At 72.7% G+C, this 22,222-nt stretch carries 22 protein-coding genes and 1 tRNA gene; 17 read left to right on the top strand and 6 right to left on the bottom strand.

Going from position 1 to position 22,222, the window contains the following annotated elements; all coding sequences use genetic code 11:
• Positions 1 to 1,820 (bottom strand): glycogen debranching protein GlgX (gene glgX, locus ACFFJG_RS16305; RefSeq protein WP_378520348.1); only part of this gene is annotated, 1,820 nt, incomplete at its 3' end.
• A 115-nt stretch (positions 1,821 to 1,935) separates the two neighbouring features.
• On the opposite strand from glgX, the gene ACFFJG_RS16300 reads away from it, so the two are divergent.
• The 5 genes from ACFFJG_RS16300 to ACFFJG_RS16280 all read left to right on the top strand — a co-directional run bounded on the left by ACFFJG_RS16300 (position 1,936) and on the right by ACFFJG_RS16280 (position 5,681).
• Positions 1,936 to 2,712: an enoyl-CoA hydratase/isomerase family protein gene (locus tag ACFFJG_RS16300; RefSeq protein ID WP_378519839.1), complete on the top strand. Its 777-nt coding sequence runs from the start codon at positions 1,936 to 1,938 to the stop codon at positions 2,710 to 2,712.
• 44 nt (positions 2,713 to 2,756) lie between these two features.
• A complete protein-coding gene (locus tag ACFFJG_RS16295; protein ID WP_378519838.1) occupies positions 2,757 to 3,056 on the top strand; it encodes a hypothetical protein in 300 nt (99 codons plus the stop codon).
• 34 nt (positions 3,057 to 3,090) lie between these two features.
• A complete protein-coding gene (locus ACFFJG_RS16290) occupies positions 3,091 to 3,762 on the top strand; it encodes an Ig-like domain-containing protein (protein ID WP_378519837.1) in 672 nt (223 codons plus the stop codon).
• Between the two features lie 158 nt (positions 3,763 to 3,920).
• Entirely contained in the window at positions 3,921 to 4,706 is a 786-nt protein-coding gene (locus tag ACFFJG_RS16285; protein ID WP_378519836.1) for an electron transfer flavoprotein subunit beta/FixA family protein, read from the top strand.
• Between the two features lie 21 nt (positions 4,707 to 4,727).
• Positions 4,728 to 5,681, top strand: a complete 954-nt coding sequence (locus ACFFJG_RS16280; RefSeq protein WP_378519835.1) for an electron transfer flavoprotein subunit alpha/FixB family protein — start codon at positions 4,728 to 4,730, stop codon at positions 5,679 to 5,681.
• A 78-nt stretch (positions 5,682 to 5,759) separates the two neighbouring features.
• On the opposite strand, the gene ACFFJG_RS16275 is transcribed toward ACFFJG_RS16280, so the two are convergent.
• A complete protein-coding gene (locus ACFFJG_RS16275) occupies positions 5,760 to 7,235 on the bottom strand; it encodes a lysyl oxidase family protein (protein WP_378519834.1) in 1,476 nt (491 codons plus the stop codon).
• Positions 7,236 to 7,304: 69 nt separating this feature from the next.
• Between ACFFJG_RS16275 and ACFFJG_RS16270 the strand changes: the two genes are divergently transcribed.
• The 7 genes from ACFFJG_RS16270 to ACFFJG_RS16240 all read left to right on the top strand — a co-directional run bounded on the left by ACFFJG_RS16270 (position 7,305) and on the right by ACFFJG_RS16240 (position 11,014).
• Positions 7,305 to 8,555, top strand: coding sequence for a glutamate-5-semialdehyde dehydrogenase (locus ACFFJG_RS16270; RefSeq protein WP_378519833.1), 1,251 nt, complete (start codon positions 7,305 to 7,307; stop codon positions 8,553 to 8,555).
• Positions 8,556 to 8,584: 29 nt separating this feature from the next.
• Complete coding sequence (locus ACFFJG_RS16265; protein ID WP_378520360.1) at positions 8,585 to 8,737, top strand: hypothetical protein; 153 nt, start codon at positions 8,585 to 8,587, stop codon at positions 8,735 to 8,737.
• Complete coding sequence (nadD, locus tag ACFFJG_RS16260; RefSeq protein ID WP_378520347.1) at positions 8,737 to 9,402, top strand: nicotinate-nucleotide adenylyltransferase; 666 nt, start codon at positions 8,737 to 8,739, stop codon at positions 9,400 to 9,402. Before ACFFJG_RS16265 ends, nadD begins: the two co-directional genes overlap by 1 nt.
• Positions 9,399 to 9,758: a ribosome silencing factor gene (rsfS, locus tag ACFFJG_RS16255; protein ID WP_378519832.1), complete on the top strand. Its 360-nt coding sequence runs from the start codon at positions 9,399 to 9,401 to the stop codon at positions 9,756 to 9,758. Before nadD ends, rsfS begins: the two co-directional genes overlap by 4 nt.
• Complete coding sequence (locus tag ACFFJG_RS16250) at positions 9,755 to 10,381, top strand: histidine phosphatase family protein (RefSeq protein ID WP_378519831.1); 627 nt, start codon at positions 9,755 to 9,757, stop codon at positions 10,379 to 10,381. Before rsfS ends, ACFFJG_RS16250 begins: the two co-directional genes overlap by 4 nt.
• Positions 10,378 to 10,848 carry a DUF4112 domain-containing protein gene (locus ACFFJG_RS16245; RefSeq protein ID WP_378519830.1) on the top strand — a complete coding sequence of 157 codons (471 nt, stop codon included), beginning with the start codon at positions 10,378 to 10,380 and terminating at the stop codon, positions 10,846 to 10,848. Before ACFFJG_RS16250 ends, ACFFJG_RS16245 begins: the two co-directional genes overlap by 4 nt.
• A gap of 90 nt (positions 10,849 to 10,938) precedes the next feature.
• Positions 10,939 to 11,014 (top strand) — tRNA-Ala (locus tag ACFFJG_RS16240).
• Positions 11,015 to 11,051: 37 nt separating this feature from the next.
• On the opposite strand, the gene ACFFJG_RS16235 is transcribed toward ACFFJG_RS16240, so the two are convergent.
• Positions 11,052 to 11,933 carry an NAD(P)-dependent oxidoreductase gene (locus tag ACFFJG_RS16235; protein WP_378519829.1) on the bottom strand — a complete coding sequence of 294 codons (882 nt, stop codon included), beginning with the start codon at positions 11,931 to 11,933 and terminating at the stop codon, positions 11,052 to 11,054.
• Between the two features lie 220 nt (positions 11,934 to 12,153).
• On the opposite strand from ACFFJG_RS16235, the gene rocD reads away from it, so the two are divergent.
• From rocD to ACFFJG_RS16220, 3 genes are read left to right on the top strand one after another with little or no spacing between them, the layout of a single operon-like run.
• Positions 12,154 to 13,398 carry an ornithine--oxo-acid transaminase gene (gene rocD / locus ACFFJG_RS16230; RefSeq protein ID WP_378519828.1) on the top strand — a complete coding sequence of 415 codons (1,245 nt, stop codon included), beginning with the start codon at positions 12,154 to 12,156 and terminating at the stop codon, positions 13,396 to 13,398.
• A 13-nt stretch (positions 13,399 to 13,411) separates the two neighbouring features.
• Positions 13,412 to 14,803 (top strand): DUF6226 family protein, encoded by a 1,392-nt coding sequence (locus ACFFJG_RS16225; protein ID WP_378519827.1) that lies wholly within the window; start codon positions 13,412 to 13,414, stop codon positions 14,801 to 14,803.
• A gap of 35 nt (positions 14,804 to 14,838) precedes the next feature.
• On the top strand, positions 14,839 to 16,020 hold the full coding sequence (locus ACFFJG_RS16220; protein ID WP_378519826.1) for an SPL family radical SAM protein: 1,182 nt from the start codon (positions 14,839 to 14,841) through the stop codon (positions 16,018 to 16,020).
• Between the two features lie 13 nt (positions 16,021 to 16,033).
• Here the strand turns inward: ACFFJG_RS16220 and ACFFJG_RS16215 are convergent, their stop codons facing one another.
• Genes ACFFJG_RS16215 through ACFFJG_RS16205 form a run of 3 tightly spaced genes read right to left on the bottom strand, consistent with a single transcriptional unit; the run spans position 16,034 to position 18,621 of the window.
• On the bottom strand, positions 16,034 to 16,795 hold the full coding sequence (locus ACFFJG_RS16215; RefSeq protein ID WP_378519825.1) for an SDR family NAD(P)-dependent oxidoreductase: 762 nt from the start codon (positions 16,793 to 16,795) through the stop codon (positions 16,034 to 16,036).
• Between the two features lie 9 nt (positions 16,796 to 16,804).
• Positions 16,805 to 18,055, bottom strand: a complete 1,251-nt coding sequence (locus ACFFJG_RS16210) for an MFS transporter (protein WP_378519824.1) — start codon at positions 18,053 to 18,055, stop codon at positions 16,805 to 16,807.
• Positions 18,052 to 18,621: an ArsR/SmtB family transcription factor gene (locus ACFFJG_RS16205; protein WP_378519823.1), complete on the bottom strand. Its 570-nt coding sequence runs from the start codon at positions 18,619 to 18,621 to the stop codon at positions 18,052 to 18,054. The genes ACFFJG_RS16210 and ACFFJG_RS16205 overlap by 4 nt, the downstream gene beginning before the upstream one ends.
• A gap of 292 nt (positions 18,622 to 18,913) precedes the next feature.
• Here ACFFJG_RS16205 and ACFFJG_RS16200 point away from each other — a divergent pair, with 292 nt between their 5' ends.
• Positions 18,914 to 19,453 (top strand): DUF4870 domain-containing protein, encoded by a 540-nt coding sequence (locus tag ACFFJG_RS16200; protein WP_378519822.1) that lies wholly within the window; start codon positions 18,914 to 18,916, stop codon positions 19,451 to 19,453.
• 210 nt (positions 19,454 to 19,663) lie between these two features.
• Entirely contained in the window at positions 19,664 to 22,174 is a 2,511-nt protein-coding gene (gene leuS, locus ACFFJG_RS16195; protein WP_378519821.1) for a leucine--tRNA ligase, read from the top strand.
• Positions 22,175 to 22,222 lie beyond the last annotated feature (48 nt).

Below are 22,222 nucleotides of genomic sequence, written 5' to 3'. Positions count from 1 at the left end.
AACCAGTGCCGCTGCCGCAGCACTGGGTGCTCGCGGCGCAGGCGCAGGGCCGCCTTGGTGATCTCGTAGACGTCGAGCCAGGCGTCGTCGGGACGCCAGTCGATCCAGGACACCTCGTTGTCCTGGCCGTACGCGTTGTTGTTGCCGCCCTGGGTGCGCCCGCGCTCGTCGCCGGCGGTCAGCATCGGCACGCCGCTGGAGAAGCAGAGCGTGGCCATCAGGTTGGCCGCCTGCCTCCGGCGCAGCGCGAGCACCTCGGGGTCGTCGGTCTCGCCCTCGACGCCGCAGTTCCAGGACCGGTTGTTGTCGGTGCCGTCGCGGTTGTCCTCGCCGTTGGCCTCGTTGTGCTTGTGGTCGTAGGAGACCAGGTCGCGCACGGTGAACCCGTCGTGGGCGGTGACGAAGTTGACCGAGGCGTAGGGCGAGCGCCCGTCGTCGGCGTAGAGGTCGCTCGAGCCGGCCAGCCGGGTCGCGACGGTGCGCACGCCCGCGGAGTGGCCGCGCCAGAAGTCGCGCACCGTGTCGCGGAACTGGTCGTTCCACTCGATCCACGGCGGCGGGAACTGGCCGACGCGGTAGCCGTCCATGGAGGCGTCCCAGGGCTCGGCGACGAGCTTCACGTGGCGCAGGACCGGGTCCTGGCCGATGGCGGTGATGAGGTGGCTGCCCATGTCGACGACCTGGTCGGTGCGGGTGAGCGCGCTCATCAGGTCGAAGCGGAAGCCGTCGACGTGCATCTCGGTGACCCAGTAGCGCAGCGAGTCGAGGATCATCCGCAGGCTCTGCGTGTGGGTGGCGTCGACCGTGTTGCCGCACCCGGTGACGTCCCAGTACGTGTCGACCGGGGCGGGGGCGTCGGGGTCGGGGTCGGTGGGCTGCACCACGCGCTGGTAGTAGCCCAGGTCGTCGAGGCCGCGAAAGCTCAGCGTGGGCCCGAGCGGCCCGGCCTCGGCGGTGTGGTTGTAGACCACGTCGAGGATCACCTCCAGGCCCGCGGCGTGGAAGTCCTTGACCATCTGCTTGAACTCCGAGACCTGCTGGCCGCGGTCGCCGGAGGAGGAGTAGGCGTTGTGCGGGGCGAAGAAGCACAGCGAGTTGTAGCCCCAGTAGTTCACCAGCCCCCGCTCGGCGAGCGCCGGCTCGGAGAAGAACTGGTGCACGGGCAGCAGCTCGATCGCCGTCACGCCGAGGTCGCGGAGGTAGTCGGTGACCGCGGGCGCCGCGAGGCCGGCGTAGGTCCCGCGCAGGTGCTCGGGGACCCGGTCGTGCAGCGCGGTCATGCCCTTGACGTGCGCCTCGTAGATGACGGTGTCGCGCCACCGGCGCCGCGGCGGGGTGTCGCCGCCCCACTGGAACTCGTCGTAGACCACGACGCTGCGCGGCACGAACGGCGCGGAGTCGAGGTCGCTCCTCGTGGCCGGGTCGCCCACGACGTAGCCGAAGATCGCGTCGTGGACCGTCAGGTCGCCCTCGACCGCCTTGCCGTAGGGGTCGAGCAGCAGCTTGGCCGGGTTGAACCGGAGCCCGGCGTCGGGGTCCCAGGGTCCGTCGGCGCGGTAGCCGTAGCGCGTGCCGGGCGTGATGCCGGGGATGGCGCCGTGCCACACCCCCAGCGAGTGCTCGGTCAGCCGGTGGCGCACCTCGGTGCCGTCGTCGTCGAAGACGCAGACCCACAGGTGGGTCGCGGCGGGGGCGTAGACGGCGAAGTTGGTCGCCTCCGAGGACCACGTCGCGCCGAGGGGGTACCACCGACCCGGCCAGACCGACATGGTCTCGCCGTCGTGGTTCCAGACGGTGCTCGTCTCCGGGAGCGGGGTCACGCGGGTCATTGTGGTGGAGCCGCCCGCGCACGGCACAATGCCGAACCACGATCCGGTCCCGCCACGAGGACCCGGACCGACCTGCACCGACCTGCACCGATGAAGGGGAGCAACCATGGAGTTCGTCTCGATCGACGTGACCGACGGCGTCGCCGTGCTGCGGCTGGACCGCCCGAAGATGAACGCGATCAGCGTCCAGGTCCAGTCCGACCTGCGCGAGGCGGCCGCCGAGCTCACCGAGCGCGACGACGTGCGCGCGGTCGTCGTCTGGGGCGGCGAGCGCGTCTTCGCCGCCGGCAACGACGTCAAGGAGATGGCCGACATGACCTACTCCGACATGGTCAAGGTCTCCGCCTCGGTCAGCTCGGCCACCACCGCGATCGCCCGGATCCCGAAGCCGGTCGTGGCCGCGGTGAACGGGTACGCCCTGGGCGGTGGCTGCGAGCTGGCCCTGGCCGCCGACCTGCGCTTCGCCGCCGAGGACGCCGTCTTCGGCCAGCCCGAGGTGCTGCTCGGCATCATCCCCGGCGCCGGTGGCACCCAGCGGCTGAGCCGCCTGGTCGGCACCTCGCGGGCGAAGGACATCATCTTCACCGGACGATTCGTCAAGGCCGACGAGGCGCTGCGCATCGGGATGGTCGACCGCGTGGTCCCGGCCGGGAAGGTGCTCGAGGAGTCGGTCGCCTGGGCCGCGCAGTTCCGCGGTGCGGCAGCGCTCGCGGTCCGGGCCGCCAAGGAGTGCATCGACCGGGGCAGCGAGGTCGACCTCGACACGGGGCTGGAGATCGAGCGGCAGCAGTTCGCCGGGGTCTTCGCGACCGAGGACCGTACCCGAGGCATCACCTCGTTCGTTGAGGACGGACCCGGCAAGGCCACCTTCGTCGGGCGCTGAGGTCCCGGCTCCCCGCGACCCACGACATCAAGGAGAACCCCGCCGTGACGAAGCTCCGCTCGGCCCTGGCCCAGCTCATCTGGCTCATCGCCGCGCTCTGCGCCCTGGTCCTGGCGATCGGCGCCCTGCTGATCGCGCTGGACGCCAACCGGTCCAACGACCTGGTGCACGCGATCCTGCGCGCTGCCGACTACGTCGACCTCGGCGTCTTCTCCCGCTCCGACGGGGTCAAGCAGTTCCGCGGTGACGGCGCCGACGTGAAGAACGCCCTGTTCAACTGGGGCCTGGGCGCGATCGCGTGGCTGGTCGTGGGCCGGGTCCTCGACCGCATCGTCAAGCCGTGAGGACCGACCTACGATCGTCGCGGGGGTGAGGCACGTGGCCACGACGACTGCAGGAGCAGCGCTGCTGCTCGGGCTGGGGGCGCTGTCGGCGACCCCGGCGACACCCGCGCAGGCGGCCGCAGCCGCGCCGTCGAGCACCACGCTGACCCTCAGCGCGACCTCGTCGGCCTACGGCCAGACGGTCACGGCGAGCGCGTCCGTCGTCGTCTCGCCCGGGCCCGCGTCGGGCGACGTCGTCTTCGCCGTCGACGGCCTCGCGTACAAGGCCAACCTCGGTGCCGCCGGCACCGCCACGCTCGTGCTCCCGGACGCGGCCGTCGGCACGCACGCGGTCACCGCCACCTTCGTCCCCCAGGACGCCGTGCTCCAGCAGGGCAGCACCTCCCCGGCGCAGCCGTGGACGGTCGGGCGGGTCCGGACCCGCCTGCAGCCGCGGGTGGTCGGCAAGGGCCTGCGGACCCCGACCTCGCTGGTGCTCACCGCGTCGGGGGAGTACGGCAGCGTGCCCGGCGGCGAGGTGCGGGTGCGGCTGCAGCGCCACGGCCGGCTCCGGGCCACCGAGCGGGTGGGTCTCACCGGGGCGCCGGTGCGGGTCGGCTTCGGCCGGCTGCCGCGCGGCGCCTACCGCGTCGTCGTGCGCTACGCGGGCGATGCCTCCCACCTGCCGGAGAAGCGGGTCGTGCGGTTCCGCGTGCGCCAGCGCTGAGCGTCGTACGCCCTCCCGCACGACCGTGACAGTGCCACTGTGAGCATCCCCACGCCCCGGACCATTCCGGTCCGGGGGCGGCGACTTGTAGCCTCCAAGCACATCCGAGTGCACAGGAGGGGCCGCGAGGCCACACCACCATGAACATTGTTGTCTGTGTGAAGTACGTGCCGGACGCCACGGCCGACCGCAAGTTCGAGGACGACTTCACCGTCGACCGCGTCGGTGTCGACGGCCTGCTGTCCGAGCTCGACGAGTACGCCGTCGAGCAGGCCCTGCAGTTCCGCGAGAAGCGCGAGGGTGAGGACATCACCGTCACCGCGCTCACGGTCGGACCGGAGAAGGCCGTCGACGCCGCGCGCAAGGCGCTGCAGATGGGCGCCGACCAGGCCGTCCACGTCGTCGACGAGGCCATCGCCGGCTCGGACTACCTCGGCACCTCGCTGGTGCTGGCCAAGGCCGTCGAGAAGATCCGCGAGACCGCCGGGTCGGTCGACCTGGTCGTGTGCGGCATGGCCTCGACCGACGCGTCGGGCTCCGTCGTGCCGGCGATGCTCGCCGAGCGCCTCGGCCTCCCGCAGGTCACGCTGGCCTCGGTCGTGGAGTCCCAGGGCGACCAGGTGCGGATCAAGCGCGACAACGAGGGCTCGACCGAGGTCATCGGGGCGACCCTGCCGATCGTGCTGTCGGTGACCGACCAGTCGGGCGAGGCCCGCTACCCGTCGTTCAAGGGCATCATGGCGGCCAAGAAGAAGCCGCTGGAGACCTACTCGCTCTCCGACCTCGGCCTCGCGGCCGACCAGGTGGGCCTGTCCGTGGCCTACACCCAGGTGGAGGACACCACCGCCCGCCCGCCGCGCACCGCCGGCGAGATCGTCACCGACGAGGACGGCTCGGGCGCCACCGCGCTGGTCGACTTCCTCGCGTCCAAGAAGTTCATCTGAGCAGGGACTGGAGAGCACCGCATGTCTGAGGTTCTTGTCGTCATCGACCACGCCGACGGCGAGGTCAAGAAGCCGACCTACGAGCTGCTGACCATCGCGCGCCGTCTCGGCGAGCCGTCGGCCGTGTTCTTCGGCTCGCCCGACAAGGGCGACGCCGTGGCCGAGAAGGTCAAGGCCTACGGGGCTGCCAAGGTCTACGTCGTCGACGACGCGCAGATCAAGGGCTACCTCGTCGCGCCGAAGGCCGAGGCCCTGCAGCAGCTGGCCGAGAAGACCGGTCCCGCCGCGATCCTGCTGCCCTCGAGCTTCGAGAACAAGGAGGTCGCCGGTCGCCTGGCGATCAAGCTGGGCTCGGGCCTGATCACCGACGCCGTCGACGTGCAGGAAGGCGGCGTGACCACGCAGTCGGTCTTCGCCGGCAACTACACCGTGCAGGCCAAGGTCACCACCGGCACGCCGATCATCACGGTCAAGCCCAACTCTGCCGCCCCCGAGGCGGCCGACGGCGCCGGCACCGTCGAGGCGTTCACCGCGACGATCTCCGACGCCGCCCGCGGCGCCCAGGTCGTGGCCACCCAGCCGCGCCAGTCCACCGGCCGTCCCGAGCTCACCGAGGCCGCCATCGTGGTCTCCGGTGGTCGAGGCACCGGCGGCAACTTCGAGCCGGTCGAGGGCTTCGCCGACAGCCTCGGTGCCGCCGTGGGCGCCTCGCGCGCCGCGGTCGACTCGGGCTGGATGCCGCACGCCTTCCAGGTCGGCCAGACCGGCAAGACGGTCTCCCCGCAGCTCTACGTCGCCAACGGCATCTCGGGTGCGATCCAGCACCGCGCCGGCATGCAGACCTCCAAGACGATCGTCGCGGTCAACAAGGACCCCGAGGCCCCGATCTTCGAGCTGGTCGACTTCGGCGTCGTCGGCGACCTGCACTCCGTGCTGCCCGCCGCGACCGAGAAGGTCCAGGAGCGCAAGGGCTGAGCCCCGCACGTCACGACGCCCCGCCACCCGTGAGGGAGGCGGGGCGTCGTCGCGCGAGGCGCCGTCGCGCTCTGGTCCTCAGAAGTACGGCGGCTCGACGATGTCGCCGATGGGTGCCACCTTGACCCAGCGATCGGCGCCGGAGCCGCCGATGCGGATCCTCCGGTCGGCGACGTTGTTGGTCGTGTCGGACTCGGTGAGGTTGCGCTCGGGGTTGCCCTCGACGCGGATGTAGTAGACGCCGTTGGGCAGCGTGCCGATCTTGAACGCCTGGCCCGCGCGGTACTGGGCGTAGGTGTCACCGGAGCCGGCGGCCAGCACCTCGCGGATGGACAGGGCGCCCTCGTCGCCGCAGGCGGTGGCGAGGTCGGTGTTCTCGGGCTGCCAGTCCGCGCCCGGGACGGTGTAGTCGACGGCGTCGGTGTTGGCCAGGCAGAACGACTGCTTGCGCGACTTCTTCACGTACTGCTTGTGGGCGTCGAGGAGGTCGTAGCGGGCGAAGTCCTCGAAGTGCCAGTGGTTGTGGTTCGCGTGGTGGAACTCCATCGTCCCGACCTGCTGGTAGCCGGTCTGGTTGCCGTCGGCGTCGAAGAAGTACTGGTAGGCGTCCATCACCTCGCCGCCGCTGCGGCGGAACCCGTCGATGACCAGCGGGCTGTCACCGGCGTTCCACACGGTCGCGGCGAAGCGGAGCGTGGTGCCCTTCGGGTTGAGCGCGATGCCGAAGGCCGGCAGCGAGCGGAGGTCGGGCACGGGGCCGGTCGCGCGACCCTCGCGCGCCGCGGTCGGGCGCGGCGCGGGGGCGGCCGAGGGGCCGGCCGAGCCGGACGAGCCGTTGCCGCGCCCGCGGCACTCGTGGCACTCGTCGGTCACCGTCATCCGCGTGGTGACGCTCGCGGTGTCGGCGGTCAGCCCGAAGGCGGGCCAGAACCGCTTCGCGACCCGGCTCTCCACGACGTACTTCCCGAGCGGCAGCGAGAACGGCCGCACCCCGGTCGACTCGAAGATGTTGGAGGCCCAGCCCTTCTGCACGCCCATCACCGAGCCGACGGTGTAGGGGTTGTAGGGGCAGTAGCGCGGGTAGGGCGACGTCGGCGCGGCCGCCGGGTCGATGCGCTCGCCGGTGCTGGACAGGCACGCGTCGAGGTTGCGGTGCACGACCTTCTTCCCGCTGCCGGCCCGGCGCACGTCCATGACGATGAAGTTGTCGAGGCCCTGGAAGTCCTTCATCGCTCCCGCCGGCAGCGCGGTCGTGCCCGCCGGTGTGCGCACCTCGGAGACGATCGGCTGGTCGTAGGACGTGCGGTGCGACCAGACCTCGACGTCGGACTCCGGGGCGACGACGCGGATCCCGAGGTTGGCGAAGACCCGTCCGCCCTCGCTGAACGCCTCGAGGTGGTCGGGGGCGTAGAGGCGCAGGACCGCCCCCGCGCCCGCACGTGCGGAGGACGTGCCGGTCTCGGCAGTGGCGGCGGGCAGGGTGGTGACCGTGGCGAGCCCGGTGGCCGCGAGCCCGAGGGCGGCCAGCGTCGGGAGCAGGGTGCGAGGTGACATGTCTCTACAGACGCGCGAGGGGCCGAGATGGTTGCTCCCGGTCCTCGCCCGCGCCCTACGCTGGGCCGGGTGAGCCCCGAGGACGCCGTACGCGCCGTTGCCGCCCGTGCCCGGGAGGCGAGCCACGAGCTCGCCACCGCCACCCGGGCCACCAAGGACGCCGCGCTGCACGCGATGGCCGACGCGCTCCTCGCGGCCGGCCCCGACGTGCTGGCCGCCAACGCCGAGGACGTCGCCCGTGCGGAGGCCGACGGCACGCCCGCCAACATCGTCGACCGGCTCCGCCTCGACGACGCGCGCCTGGCGGCGATGGCGCAGGGACTGCGCGACGTCGCCGGCCTGCCCGACCCGGTCGGCGAGGTGGTGCGGGGCAGCACGCTCGCCAAGGGCCTCGAGCTGCGCCAGGTGCGGGTGCCGTTCGGCGTCGTCGCGATGATCTACGAGGCCCGGCCCAACGTGACGGCCGACGCGGCCGGCATCTGCCTCAAGGCCGGCAACGCGGTCCTGCTGCGCGGCTCGTCGAGCGCGCGCTCGAGCAACGCGGCGCTGGTGGCGGCGATGCGCGGGGCGCTGGCTGCCACGGGCCTGCCCGAGGACGTCGTGCAGCTCGTGCCGGGGGAGACCCGCGAGAGCGTGACGGCCCTGATGCGTGCCCGGGGCCTGGTCGACGTGCTGATCCCGCGCGGCGGGGCGGGCCTGATCGCCAGCGTCGTCGAGGGGTCGACCGTGCCGGTGATCGAGACCGGCGTGGGGAACTGCCACGTCTACGTCGACGCCTCCGCCGACCTCGACCAGGCGTTGGCCATCGTGCTCAACGCCAAGACCCAGCGCACCAGCGTGTGCAACGCCGCCGAGTCGCTGCTCGTGCACCGCGACGTCGCCCGGGAGTTCGTCCCCCGGGTGGTGACCGCGCTGCAGGACGCCGGGGTGCTGGTGCACGGCGACGAGGAGTTCGCGTCGCGGGACGGCGTCGTGCCGGCCACCGACGAGGACCACGCCGCGGAGTTCCTGGCCCTGGAGATCTCGGCCGCCGTGGTCGACGACGTGGAGGCCGCGATCGCCCACGTGCGCCGGTTCTCCTCGGGCCACACCGAGGCGATCGTGGCGCGCGACCAGGCCACGATCCGACGTTTCGTGGCGGCGGTCGACGCGGCGGCGGTGGTCGTCAACGCCTCCACGCGGTTCACCGACGGAGGGGAGTTCGGCTTCGGCGCCGAGATCGGGATCTCCACGCAGAAGCTCCACGCGCGCGGCCCGATGGGGCTGCCGGAGATGACCTCCACCAAGTACGTCGTGGTCGGTGACGGCCACGTGCGCTGACCCGCCGGCCCAGGCGATAGGATCGCTCCATGCTGAGCACCGTGATCACGCTTGCCGCCGAGACCGCCGAGCACGGCGAGCCCGCGGTCCCCCCGTTCGCCATCGGTGGCATCGCGCTGGCGCTGCTCCTCCTCCTGCTGCTGGCCGTGGTCTCCTTCGGCGGCGGGCGCGAGCACAGCTGATCGACGTGCCGGAGCAGAAGGCGCCGCGTCGCGTCGGGGTGATGGGCGGCACCTTCGACCCCATCCACCACGGCCACCTCGTGGCCGCCTCGGAGGTCCAGGCGTGGTTCGACCTCGACGAGGTCGTCTTCGTGCCCACCGGCGACCCGTGGCAGAAGAGCGAGCACACCGTCACCGAGGCCGAGCACCGCTACCTCATGACCGTCGTCGCCACGGCGGCCAACCCCCGCTTCTGGGTCTCCCGCGTCGACATCGACCGGTCGGGCCGGACGTACACGATCGACACGCTGCGCGACCTGCGCGAGCAGATGCCCGACGCGGAGCTGTTCTTCATCACCGGCGCCGACGCCCTCGCCGACATCTTCACCTGGCGTGACGCCGACGAGCTCTTCGAGCTCGCCAACTTCGTCGGCTGCACGCGTCCCGGCTACGCCATGGACCCCGCGACGCTGGCGAAGATCCCGGCCGACCGGGTGACCATGATCGAGATCCCCGCCCTGGCGATCTCCTCGACCGACTGCCGCGAGCGCAAGCGGCGCGGCGAGCCGGTCTGGTACCTCGTGCCCGACGGCGTCGTCCAGTACATCGCCAAGCACGACCTCTACACCTCAGCCAGTACCTCGGCCGGCACGACCGGCACCACCACCCGCAAGGACACCGCATGACTGCCACCGACCACGCGCTCGAGCTCGTCGCCGTCGCCGCCCAGGCCGCGCACGACAAGAAGGCCGACCAGGTCCTGGCGTTCGACGTCAGCGACCAGCTCGCCATCACCGACGCCTTCCTGCTCGCCAGCGCCACCAACGAGCGCGCCGTGGGCGCCATCGTCGACGAGGTCGAGGACAAGCTCCGCGAGGCCGGCGCCAAGCCGATCCGTCGCGAGGGCCACAAGGAGGGGCGCTGGGTGCTGCTCGACTACGGCGAGATCGTGGTGCACGTCCAGCACGAGGAGGAGCGGTCCTTCTACGCCCTCGAGCGCCTGTGGAGCGACTGCCCGCTCATCCCGCTGACCCTGACGTGAGGCGCCTGGTCCTCCTGCGCCACGGCCGCACCGCCTGGAACGACACCGGGCGTGCGCAGGGGCACGCCGACGTGCCGCTCGACGACGTGGGGGAGGCGCAGGCCAAGGCCGTCGCCCCCGTCATCGCCGCGCTGGAGCCCGTCGCCCTCTGGTCCTCCGACCTCGCCCGCGCCGCGGCCACCGCCCGCGCCGTCGGCGCCGAGTGCGACCTCGAGCCGGTGCTCGACCCGCGCCTGCGCGAGTTCGACGTCGGCCCGCACCGCACCGGCCTCACCACCGACGAGTACGCCGCCGCGCACCCGCGCGAGCACGCCGCCCTGCTCGCCGGCGACATTGCCGCCATCCCGGGCCGCGAGACCACCGACGACCTGCTCGAGCGCTTCCTCCCGGCGTTGACGTCGTACGCCGACGGGGTCGGCGACGGCCAGACGGGCGTGCTCGTCTCCCACGGCGCTGCCCTGCGCGTGGCCGTGCCGGCGTTCCTCGGCTGGGGTGACGCCCCGGGGGAGGGACTGGCGGTGCTGGCCAACTGCGGGTGGGTCGAGCTCGTCCACTCCGCGTCGGTGTGGACCGGTGGCGAGGCCCGCTGGCGGATGGACGCCTGGAACCGGGTCGCGCCGTGACCGACCGCGCGCGCGAGGTCGACGTGACGGCCAGCCGGCGCGTGGCGAAGGTGATGGACGACGCGTTCGTGGTGCCCGGCACCCGGGTGGGCGTGGGCCTCGACGCCCTGGTCGGGCTGGTGCCCGGCATCGGCGACGCCCTCGGCAGCGCGCTGTCCGGCGTGGTCGTGCGCGACGCGATCCGGGCAAGGGTCCCGATGGTCGTGCTGGCGCGGATGGGCCTCAACCTGCTCCTCGACGCGGTGCTCGGCCTGGTGCCGGGGGTGGGCGACCTGCTCGACGTCGCCCACCGCGCCAACCGCAAGAACCTCCGCCTGCTCCTGCGCGAGGTCGAGCGGCAGCCGCTGCGCGAGCCGCCGAGCGTGGCCTACGTCGCCGGGGCGGTCGCGCTGATGCTCGTCCCCGTGGTCGCCGGAGTGGCGGCGACCGTGCTCGGCACCTGGCTGCTCTGGCGCCTGCTGACCTGACCCCGACCCGCCGGGCACCCCCGGATTTCACCTCCTCGACGGTGTCGGCTAATGTTCTCCGCGTTGCCCCTCGCGGGCGGCGCAGAAGATGGGGCTGTGGCGCAGCTGGTAGCGCATCTGCATGGCATGCAGAGGGTCAGGGGTTCGAGTCCCCTCAGCTCCACCATCACCGGAGGCCGGATCCGTCAGGGTCCGGCCTCCTGTCACGTCCGGGTCGGGTCGCGCAGCGCCTCCACGACGGCCGCCATGTCGTCGGCGCCGAACCCGAGGTCGGAGGAGCGGCGGTAGAGCTCGTGGCTCTGCCGGGCCATCGGTGCGGTGGTCCCGGACGCCTCGGCCAGCTGCAGGACGAGGGCGCAGTTGCGCGCCACGTCGTCGATCGCGGTCTGCGGCGTGTAGTCGTGCTCGAGCATCGCGGCGAGGCGCATCCGGGACACGGCGCTCGCCATCGGGCCGGCGTCGAGCACGTCGCGGAGCACGGCGGGGTCCACCCCGCTGCGCTCGGCCAGGTGCACCGACTCCGCGAGGGCCGTGACGAGACTGACGAGGAAGGCGTTGACCGAGAGCTTGGTGGCCGTCGCCGTCGGCACGGGGCCGCATCGGACGACCGTGCGGCTGGTCGCGGCGAGCAGCCGCTCGACGGGGTCGAGGTCGCCCTCGCCGGCGAGCATCACGACCAGCTCGCCGCGCTGCGCCGGCACCCGCGAGCCGGAGACCGGGGCCTCGACGTAGCGTCCGCCCGCCGCCCGCACCCGCTCGTCGAACGCCGACGCCGCCGTCGCCGACACCGTCCCGAGGTTGACCAGGGTGCGTCCCCCGAGACGTGTGCCGAAGCCGGTGCCGTCCCACCCCAGCACGTCCTCCAGCGCGTCCGCGTCGGACAGCATGAAGAACACGACCTCGCAGCGCTCGAGCACCTCGCGGACGTCGGCGGCCCCGGTCGCACCGGCGGCCGCCAGCTCCCGGACCCGCTCCGCCCGGCGGGTCCACACCACCAGCCGCACCCCCGCCCGCACCAGGTTGAGCGCGATCGGCTCGCCCATGTGCCCCAGCCCGACGAAGCCGACGGGTCCCGTGTCGTCCATCGCATGCCTCCCTCGCAGGTGTCCCCCCGATGAGACCACCCGGGCGACGGGCTGTCCCGGGCCACCTCGCGATCGGTGGCCTCGTCCGGGGGACGCGCCGCCCGCGCGTGGGACGAGGGAGCGTCCTGCCCCGTGGCCGGGTGCCCCGCAGATCTGCCGGTCCAGAGCACCCGTGGCAGGCAAATCGGCGTTCCCCGACGTCCGGTGGCACCATGAACCCATGACCGCGACCGACGCCCTCACCAGCACCGTCTCCGAGCTCACGGCCTCGCACATCGAGACCACGGAGAAGTACGCCGCGCACAACTACCACCCCCTCCCGGTGGTGCTGGCGCGCGGCGAGGGCGCGTGGGTCGTCGACGTCGACGGCAAGCGCTACCTCGACTGCCTCGCCGGCTACTCCGCGCTCAACTTCGGCCACTCCAACGAGCGCCTGGTCGCCGTGGCTCGCGAGCAGCTCGGCACGCTCACGCTCACCAGCCGCGCCTTCTTCAACGACAAGCTCGGCGACTTCGCCGAGGCGCTGACCCGCCTGACCGGCAAGGACATGATCCTGCCGATGAACTCTGGCGCCGAGGCCGTCGAGACGGCGATCAAGGTCAGCCGCAAGTGGGGCTACGAGGTCAAGGGCGTGCCCGCCGGCCAGGCCACGATCATCACGATGGAGGGCAACTTCCACGGCCGTACCACCACGATCGTCAGCTTCTCCGACGACGACGTCGCGACCTCGGGCTACGCGCCGTTCACCACCGGCTTCCGCAGCGCGAAGTACGGCGACATCGAGGCCATCGCCGCCGCGATCGACGAGACCACCGTCGGTGTGCTCTTCGAGCCGATCCAGGGCGAGGGCGGCGTGGTCATGCCGCCCGAGGGCTTCCTGACCGAGCTGCGCGCGCTCTGCACCGAGCGCAACGTGCTGATGATCGCCGACGAGATCCAGTCGGGCCTGGCCCGCTCGGGCAAGACCTTCGCCTGCGACCACGAGGGCGTCGTCCCCGACATCTACATCATGGGCAAGGCGCTCGGCGGCGGCATCTACCCCGTCTCCGCGATCGCGGCCGACCGCGAGGTCATGGACGTCATCACGCCCGGCTCGCACGGCTCGACCTTCGGTGGCAACCCGCTCGCGGCCGCGATCGGCACCGAGGTCGTCGCGATGCTCGAGGAGGGCACCTTCCAGGCCCGCTCGGCCGAGATCGGCGAGCAGCTGCAGGCCGGCTTCGGCCCCCTGGTGGGCCAGGGCCTCTCCGACGTCCGGGTGCGCGGCGCATGGGCCGGCATCGACATCGACCCGAGCCTGATGACCGGCCGTGCGATGTCGGAGGCGCTGATGGCCCGCGGCATCCTCGCCAAGGACACCCACGGCTCGACCGTCCGCTTCGCCCCGCCGCTGGTCGCCAGCGACGAGGACGTCGCCGGGCTCGTCGCGGCCGTGACCGACATCCTGGGCGACGCCCGCGCCTGACGCGGGACCGGTCGTGGCAGCCCGCTTCGACCACCTGGTCGTCGCCGTCGAGGACCTCGACGCCGCGGCGGCCCGGTGGTCCGCGGCCGGGCTGCCCGCCGCGCGCGGGGGGACACACCCCGTCGGCACCGAGAACGCGCTCGTGCGCGGACCGGGGCCGGCCTACGTCGAGCTGATCGCGGCCGGTCGTGACGACGACGACCCGGGGCTCGACCGCGTCCGCGACGCCCGCGGGCCGATCTCGTGGGCGGTCGCGGTCGACGACGTCGAGGCGGCGCGCGCCGCGCTGGTCGCGGCGGGGCTCGACCCCGGCCCGGCGGTGCCGGGCTCACGTCGTACGCCCGCGGGCGCCGTCGTGGAGTGGGTGGTCTGCGACGTCGGTGACGGCCCCTACGACGGGGTGCTGCCCTTCCTGATCCAGTGGACGACGCCGATGCCTCCCGGTCCCGCCGACGGACCCGTCGTGGAGTGGCTGGGGCTGACGCCGCCCGACCCGGAGCGGGTCGCCGACCTGCTGCTCGCCCTCGGCTTCGCGCCCAGCCCCCACTGGCCGCGCCGGGTCTTCCACGACGGCGCCGGCCTGCAGGTGACGCTCTGGCCCGTCGATGAGCCGGTCGGTCTCGACGGAGCGTCCTGGTACATGGGCTGGGCCGATGCGGAGGGACCGGCCGACGAGCCGCTCGCCTCGCTCTCCTTCGGGGTCCCGACGGGGGAGGCGGCGAGCGCCGTCCTCGACGGCGTGGCGGTCTCGACCCGTCCCGACCGCCGCCGCTTCGCCGCGGCATCGCTGCTGCCGGCGGTCGACGCGGCGTTCGCCCGGCTGCGCAGGGACCTGCCCGACTGGCCGAGCCCGCGCCGTCCCGGCGAGATGCCGGCCGAGGAGTACTCCCGCCGCGACCACCCCGAGCGCTACCGGCTCTTAGCGGCCCGTGCCGACGCATGGGTCGGGGCGGTCGCGGACGCCGGGCTCGGGGCGGCCGAGGAGGTCGACCCCGGGTCCGTGGCGTGGGTGGAGCCGTCGCCGCTGCGCCCGAGCCGTGCGACGGTCCTGCGCGGGCGGCCGGGCACGCTGCCGCTGGCGGTCGCGCTGCTCGACGACGAGACGTTCGTCAGGATCGGGGTCGGCGAGCCGGTCGAGGCGCTCGAGCTCCAGCCCGACTGCGGCTGCGACGCCTGCGACACCGGCTCGGCCGACCTGATCGACACGGTCGACTCCGCGTTCGTGCTGGCCCTCTCCGGCGGGGTCCACGTGGTGCGCGACGGCGACCGGGTGGTGCGCCGCTCGCTCGACGGCTGGAGCGGCAGCGGCCTCGCCGACACCGGCGAGGCGCAGCGCTGGCTCGACGACGCGGCCGCCGGGCGGCGTACGGACGGCGTGGTGGCGGGGGAGCCCTGGCTCGACTGAGGGCATGCCGGGCGGGCCACCGGGTAACGAACGCCATGGACCACGAGCCCGCCCTCGATCTCGGCGAGCCGCTGGCCCGCGACCAGCCTCTCCCGCACAGCGCCAGCGGGGAGGTGAGCCTCGAGAGGGACCTGTCCGACCTCGCGCCCCGTCGGCCCGCCCGCCGCTGGCTCCCGCGACGTGTGGTGGTCACGCCGGCCGCGCTCGAGGAGCCGCACGGCGCCGGGGTGGTCGAGCGTGTGGAGTCCCTCGGCATCGAGGTCGAGCGCCTGCGGAGCAACCGCCTGACCGGGGTGCGTGGCGAGACCGACCGCGAGACCTACGCGCGCGCCAAGTCCACGATGGCGATCGTCGTCAGCCCACCCAGCCGGCGCCGGCTGCAGCCGATCGCGCCGAGCGCCGACTGGCGCGTCGACCTGGCGGAGGGCTGCCCCGCGCACTGCCAGTACTGCTACCTGGCCGGGTCCCTGTCCGGCCCGCCGGTCACCCGTGTGTACGCCGACCTCGACGCCATCCTCGACGGGCTCGCCGACTACCTGGGCACCGGAGCCGTCACCAGCCGGTCGGGTGCCCGGGCCCACGAGGGGACGACCTTCGAGGCGTCCTGCTACACCGACCCCCTCGCGCTGGACCACCTGACGGGCAGCTGGCAGCGGGCCGTGGAGCACTTCGGCGCCTGGGACGCTCCCGTGCAGCTGCGGTGGACGACCAAGTTCGACGACGTCGCGCCGTTCCTGGGCCTCGACCACGCGGGCCGCACGCGCGTGCGCCTGAGCGTGAACTGCCTGCCGGTCACCCGTCGGTGGGAGGGGGGCACCAGTCCGCTCGAGGCGCGGCTCGCCGCCCTGCGGCGGCTCGCACTGGCGGGCTACCCCGTGGGCCTGACCATCGCACCCATCATGCCGCTGGACGGCTGGACCGAGCACTACGGCCACCTGCTCGACCTCGTGGAGGAGGCGGTGCGTCACGTGCCGGACCTCGACCTCACCGCCGAGCTGATCACCCACCGCTTCACCGCGAGCAGCAGGGAGGTGCTCCTGGGGTGGTACCCGCGCACCACCCTGGAGATGGACGAGGCGCGTCGTGCCGCGAAGCGCGGCAAGTTCGGCAACGTCAAGCACGTCTACCCCCAGGAGGTCATGGCCGAGCTGCGCACCTGGTTCGAGACCCGGATCGGCGAGCGCCTGCCGTCGTGCCGGGTCCTCTACTGGACCTGAGTCCGCGGGGACCTCAGGCGATCGTGAGCCCGCCGTCGACCGGGATCATCTGGCCGGTGACGTAGCCGGCGGCGTCGGAGGCCAGCCACACCGCGGTCGCGGCGAGCTCGCGCGGGTCGCCCTTGCGGCCGGCGGGGACACGCTGCAGGGCGAGGTCGAGGTAGCCCTCGGGGTAGGTCTCGGTCATCTCGGAGGCGAAGAAGCCGGGGGCCAGGGCGTTGACGCGGATGCCCTTGCGGCCGGTCCACTGCTGGGCCAGGTCGCGGGTCAGGCCGCCGAGCCCGGCCTTGGAGGCGGAGTACGCCGCCTGGGGGAGGCCACCGGTGGTGAGGCCGAGGATCGAGGAGATGTTGATGATGCTCGAGCCCGGCTGCATCACCCGGCCGCAGGCCTGCGCCATCCAGTAGCAGCCGTTGAGGTTCACGTCGATCACCGAGCGGAACTGCTCGGGCGTCTCGCGGGTGGCAGGCACCGCCGTGCCGATGCCGGCGTTGTTGACCAGCACGTCGACCCGGCCGAAGGTCGCCATCGCCTCGTCGACGAGCCGCTGGCACTGCGCGGGGTCGGCCACGTCGGTGGCGACGGTGTGCACGCGTCGGCCCGTCGAGCGGACCGAGTCGGCGACCCGGTCGAGCTTCTCGACCCGGCGGGCGCCGAGCACCACGTCGGCGCCGGCCCCGGCGAAGCCGTGGGCGAAGGCGACGCCCAGCCCGCTGGAGGCGCCGGTGACGATGACGACCTTGTCGTCGAGGCGGAACAGGTCCATGACTCCCATGCCGGGACCCTACGGCGTGGTGGTCGTCACCGCCGGAGCCGGGGTGGCGGGCCGCCGGGGCAGGTCGCGCACCGAGCGCGAGCAGAGCACGAGCCCGCAGATGACGGCGTACGCCACCCCGGAGGCGACCAGCACGCGCTCGTCGCCGAAGACGTCGCCGAGCGGGCCCCAGGCGAGCTGGCCGATCGGCATCGCGATGAACGAGCCGAGCATGTCGTAGGAGTAGGCGCGCGCAAGCATGTCGTCGTCGATGTTCTCCTGCATCGCCAGCGACCAGCCCATCGAGAAGACCTCGATGCCCATGCCGCCGACGAACGCGGCGACCACCAGCGCGACCACGACCGGGTCGACGCCCAGCATCACCATGGGAGCGGCGTTGAGGACGATCGCGGCCATGCCCCACAGCAGCGGCCGCTCGAGGCGGAAGCGCAGCAGCACCAGCGCCATCACCAGCAGCCCGGCGGCCTCCGCGGAGAGCACGAAGCCCCACGCCTGCCGGCCGATGGTGTCCTCGGCGACCACCGGGCCGAGGGTGAACAGCGCGCCGTTGTGGATCATGTTGAGGCCGCCGAAGCCGAGGACCACGACCCACAGCCAGGTGACGCTGCGGAAGAACGTCCAGCCCTCGCGGAGGTCGTCCCACGTGGAGGTCTGCTCCTCGCGCGGCGGGCGCGGGGGGATCCTCACGGGCGTCAGCAGCACCGCCGCGACCACCCAGGTGAGCGCGTCGACCGCCAGGGCCCAGCCCGGGCCGGCGGTGACGACGATGAACGCGCCGAGCGACGGTCCCAGCACGGTGAGGCCGTTGCGGGTAAGCGAGAGCAGCGCGTTGGCCTGCTGGAGCGACTCCCGCTGCACCAGCTGGGGGACCAGGCCGGCCATGGCCGGCATCGAGACGGCCGACACCGCACCGTGCACCGCGCTGAGCACGACGATCATCCAGAGCTCCGCGCGGCCGCTAAGCACCAGCCACGCGATCGTGCCCTGCGAGAGCGCCGAGGCGACGTTGGAGACCTGCAGCACCACGGCCCGCGGGAAGCGGTCGGAGATCACCCCGCCCCAGAGAAGGAGGAGGATCATCGGGATCGTGTGCGCGGCCAGCACCTGCCCGATCGCCGAGGCGCGTCCGTCGATGTCGAGCACCGCGAACGTGAGCGCGATGTTGGCCATCATCGCGCCGAGCGTGTTGACCAGGCGCGAGGAGAAGTACCAGGCGAAGTTGCGCTCGGCCAGCGGCGCGAGCGAGCCACGGCCGCTCATCGGGGGGCCTCCTCGGTGGGGGTCCACCGCACGTCCTCACCGTCGAGGCCGCCGGTCATCGTGAAGGCGGTGGTGGTGGCCGAGACGTGCACGGTGCCGGGTGTGCCCGCCGGACGTGCCGCGGCGTGCAGCAGGTGGGAGGCCTGGTGCAGGAGGTCGAGCGCGCGGTGCCACGTCTCGACCGGCACCCAGGCCTCGAGGTCGCTGGAGGAGGCCGCCCCGCGCGCTGCGTCGTGCAGGCGCCGCTCCACCTCGACCGCGGTCGCCCGGGCGTAGGAGATCCGGTCGTCGATCCCGCTCGACCGGTCGGGGACCTCCCGCGTGGCGTCGTACCGGTAGCGCTTGGCGACGCCGCCGCGCACCTTCTCCTCGCTCTCGATCACCAGCTCGCCGACGTCGTGGAGCTGCCGCAGGTGGTAGGAGGCGTTCGCGTGGGTGAGGTCGAGGGCGCGCGCCACCTCGGCGGCGCTCATGGCCTCGGCCGTCAGCAGCGACAGGATGCGCAGCCGCACCGGGTGCGCGGTGGCACGCAGCCGGGCGACGGCCGCCGGGTCGGTCTGGTCCATCATCACCCTCCAAGAGCTCTTGGGGAGTGAGTGTGGCGGGCGGCGCCGGCCACTGTCAAACGTGTGTTGGGCAGTCCTCCCGTCGCAGTGGTCCAGTGGCAGGTCGTCGTGGATCCGGGCCCGGCACGACCGTCTGCCACTGGACCACCCCGGCCCGGGGGCGGAGGGAGCGGCACGACCGCGACCCGGGCGGCACCCTGAGCCGACCCCGGACGCACCCCGAGCGACGTGAATTCGCCGCCCGGAGGTGGTTGGGTTGACCCCACACACCGAGGCGCGCGCCCATCGAGGAATGAGTGAGATGTCCGACCAGTACCCGCAGCAGGGCCAGCCCCACGACCCGCAGCAGCCCTACGGCCAGCCCTACGGCCAGCAGTACGGCCAGCAGGGCGAGCCGCCCCACGGCCAGCAGCCGTACGCCGCCCCGCAGGGCTACCGCCCGCCGGCGCAGCCGATGTCGGCGCAGGACGAGCGCACCTGGGGCATGCTCAGCCACGCGGGCGCCGTGGTCGCGATGGTCGTCTCCGCGGGGTTCCTCGGCTTCGTCGCCTCGGTCGCGGTCTACCTGATCCACAAGGACCGTGGGCCGTTCGTGCGCTCGCACGCGGCGAACTCGATCAACGTGCAGATCTCGATGTTCGTGTGGCTCGTGGTCCTCGGGGTGGTCTACGTCGTCCTCGGCATCGTCACGCTCGGCATCGGGTTCGTGCTGCTGCTGCCGGTCTTCGCGGTGCCGCTCGTGTGGGCCGGCATCCTCCACGTCATCGGGGCGGTCAAGGCCTACAACGGCGAGTGGTGGAACCCGCCGCTGACCCCGCAGATCATCCGCTGACCCCGGGCACGGCCGTGCCGCCGCACGTCTGCGGCGCACGGCCGTGGCTCCGGCATCGCGCCGCGAGGGGCTACCATGGGCGTGTGCCGTCGCAGATCCTGCTCCTTCGACAGCCGCGCTGACCCACCGTCCAGGCAGTCACCGCGGCCACCCCTCCATGCGTGAGGGGTTTTTTCATGTCGGGAGCAGGACCCCCAAGGAGCGAGAGAGATGAACCCCGAGCAGAGCAACCCCCAGACCGGCCACGGCGAGACCACCTACGACATCGAGGCCACCGAGACCAAGTGGCAGCGGGTCTGGGAGGAGCTGGAGCCCTTCCGGGCCGACGACGACAGCCCGCGCGAGAAGCGCTACGCGCTGACGATGTTCCCCTACCCGAGCGGCGACCTGCACATGGGTCACGCCGAGGTCTTCGCGCTGCACGACGTGGTGGCGCGCTACTGGTGGCAGCGCGGCTACGAGGTGCTGAACCCGATGGGCTTCGACTCCTTCGGGCTGCCCGCCGAGAACGCCGCGATCCGCAACGACGAGCACCCCGACACCTACACGCGCGCCAACATCGCGCGCTCGATCGAGTCGTGCCGGCGCTACGCCGCGTCGTTCGACTGGTCGCGCACCTTCAACACCTCCGACCCGGAGTACTACCGCTGGACCCAGTGGCTGTTCCTGAAGTTCTTCGAGCGCGGCCTGGCCTACCGCAAGAACAGCCCGGTCAACTGGTGCCCGCGGGACCAGACGGTCCTGGCCAACGAGCAGGTCGTCGGAGGCCAGTGCGAGCGCTGCGGGGCGGAGGTGACCAAGAAGGAGCTGACCCAGTGGTACTTCAAGATCACCGACTACGCCCAGGAGCTGCTGGACGGCCTGGACGAGCTGGAGCAGACCTGGCCCGACCGCGTGGTGACCGCGCAGCGCAACTGGATCGGCCGCTCCGAGGGCGCCCACGTGAGCTTCACCCTGCACACCGCCGGTGGCGAGCGTGACGTCGAGGTCTACACGACCCGCCCCGACACGCTGTACGGCGCGACGTTCATGGTGGTCGCGGCCGACGCGGCGCTGGCCGCCGAGATCGTGCACCCCGACCGCGCGCAGGCGCTGCAGGACTACCTGGTCGAGGTCCGCAAGGCCTCCGACATCGACCGCCTGGCCACCGACCGGCCCAAGACGGGCGTCGACCTGGGCATCACCGCGACCAACCCCGTCTCCGGCGAGGAGGTGCCGGTGTGGGCGAGCGACTACGTCCTGGCCGACTACGGCACCGGCGCGATCATGGCCGTGCCCGCGCACGACCAGCGCGACCTGGACTTCGCCCGCGCCATGGGCCTGCCGGTGCGTCGCGTCATCGACGTACCGGGTGCCGACGACCCGGAGGAGAGCGGTGTCGCGACCTCGGGCGACGGGACGTACGTCAACAGCGGGCCGCTGGACGGCCTGGGCGACAAGGCGTCCGGCATCCGCGCGATCATCGAGCGGCTGGAGGCCGAGGGCCGCGGCTCCGGAGCGGTCAACTACCGCCTGCGCGACTGGCTGCTGAGCCGCCAGCGCTACTGGGGTGCGCCGATCCCGATCGTGCACTGCCCCGAGCACGGCGAGGTCGCGGTGCCCGAGGACCAGCTGCCGGTGACGCTGCCGATGCTGAAGGGCGCCGACCTGAAGCCGAAGGGCACCTCGCCGCTGGGCGGTGCCACCGACTGGGTCGCCACCACCTGCCCGACCTGCGGCGGCCCGGCCACCCGCGACACCGACACCATGGACACCTTCGTGGACTCGTCCTGGTACATGTTCCGCTACTGCTCGCCCCACGAGGCCGACGCGCCGTTCGACAGCGCCAAGGTCAACGCCTGGATGCCGACCAACCTGTACGTCGGCGGCGTCGAGCACGCGGTGCTGCACCTGCTGTACGGCCGGTTCTTCACCAAGGTGCTGAACGACATGGGCCTGGTCGACTTCCGTGAGCCGTGGTCGGCACAGCTGAACCAGGGCTTCGTGATCAACCAGGGCAAGAAGATGAGCAAGTCGCTGGGCAACGGCGTCAACCTGGGCGAGCAGCTGGGTGCCTTCGGCGTCGACGCGGTGCGCCTGACGCTGGTCTTCGCCGGCCCGCCGGAGGACGACATCGACTGGGCCAACATGTCGCCCGACGGCTCGCTGCGCTTCCTGCAGCGTGCCTGGCGGCTGTCCGGCGACGTCACCTCCGAGCCGGGCGTCGACGTGACGGGCGGCGACGAGGCGCTGCGGCGGGTGACCGCCCGCACGGTGCACGACGCGGCCGAGCTGGTCGAGACGTACCGCTTCAACGTGATGGTCGCCCGGGTGATGGAGCTGGTCAACGCGACCCGCAAGGCGATCGACTCCGGCTGCGGCCCGGCCGACCCGGCGGTGCGCGAGGCCACCGAGGCCGTCGCGGTGCTGCTGTCGCTGGTCGCGCCCTACACGGCCGAGGAGATGTGGGAGCGGCTGGGTCGCAACCCCGACCGCACCGCGACCGTCGTCCGCGCCGGCTGGCCGGCCGTCGACGAGGCGCTGCTGGTCGAGGACACCGTCACCGCGGTCGTGCAGGTCAAGGGCAAGGTGAAGGGACGCCTGGAGGTCTCGCCCGACATCAGCGACGCCGACCTGGAGTCGCTGGCGCTGGCCGACCCGGGCGTGCAGCGCGCCATCGACGGGGCGCCGGTGCGCAAGGTGGTCGTGCGGGCGCCCAAGCTGGTCAACATCGTCGTCTGAGCGTTCGAGGGCGCGGGTCTCGACGCGCTCCTGCGCGCCCTCGAAGGC

The organism is Nocardioides zeicaulis, assembly GCF_042432345.1.
Classification (GTDB): domain Bacteria; phylum Actinomycetota; class Actinomycetes; order Propionibacteriales; family Nocardioidaceae; genus Nocardioides; species Nocardioides zeicaulis.
The sequence above is the reverse complement of the archived record's forward strand: the minus strand, read 5'-3'. Positions and strand labels throughout refer to the sequence as shown.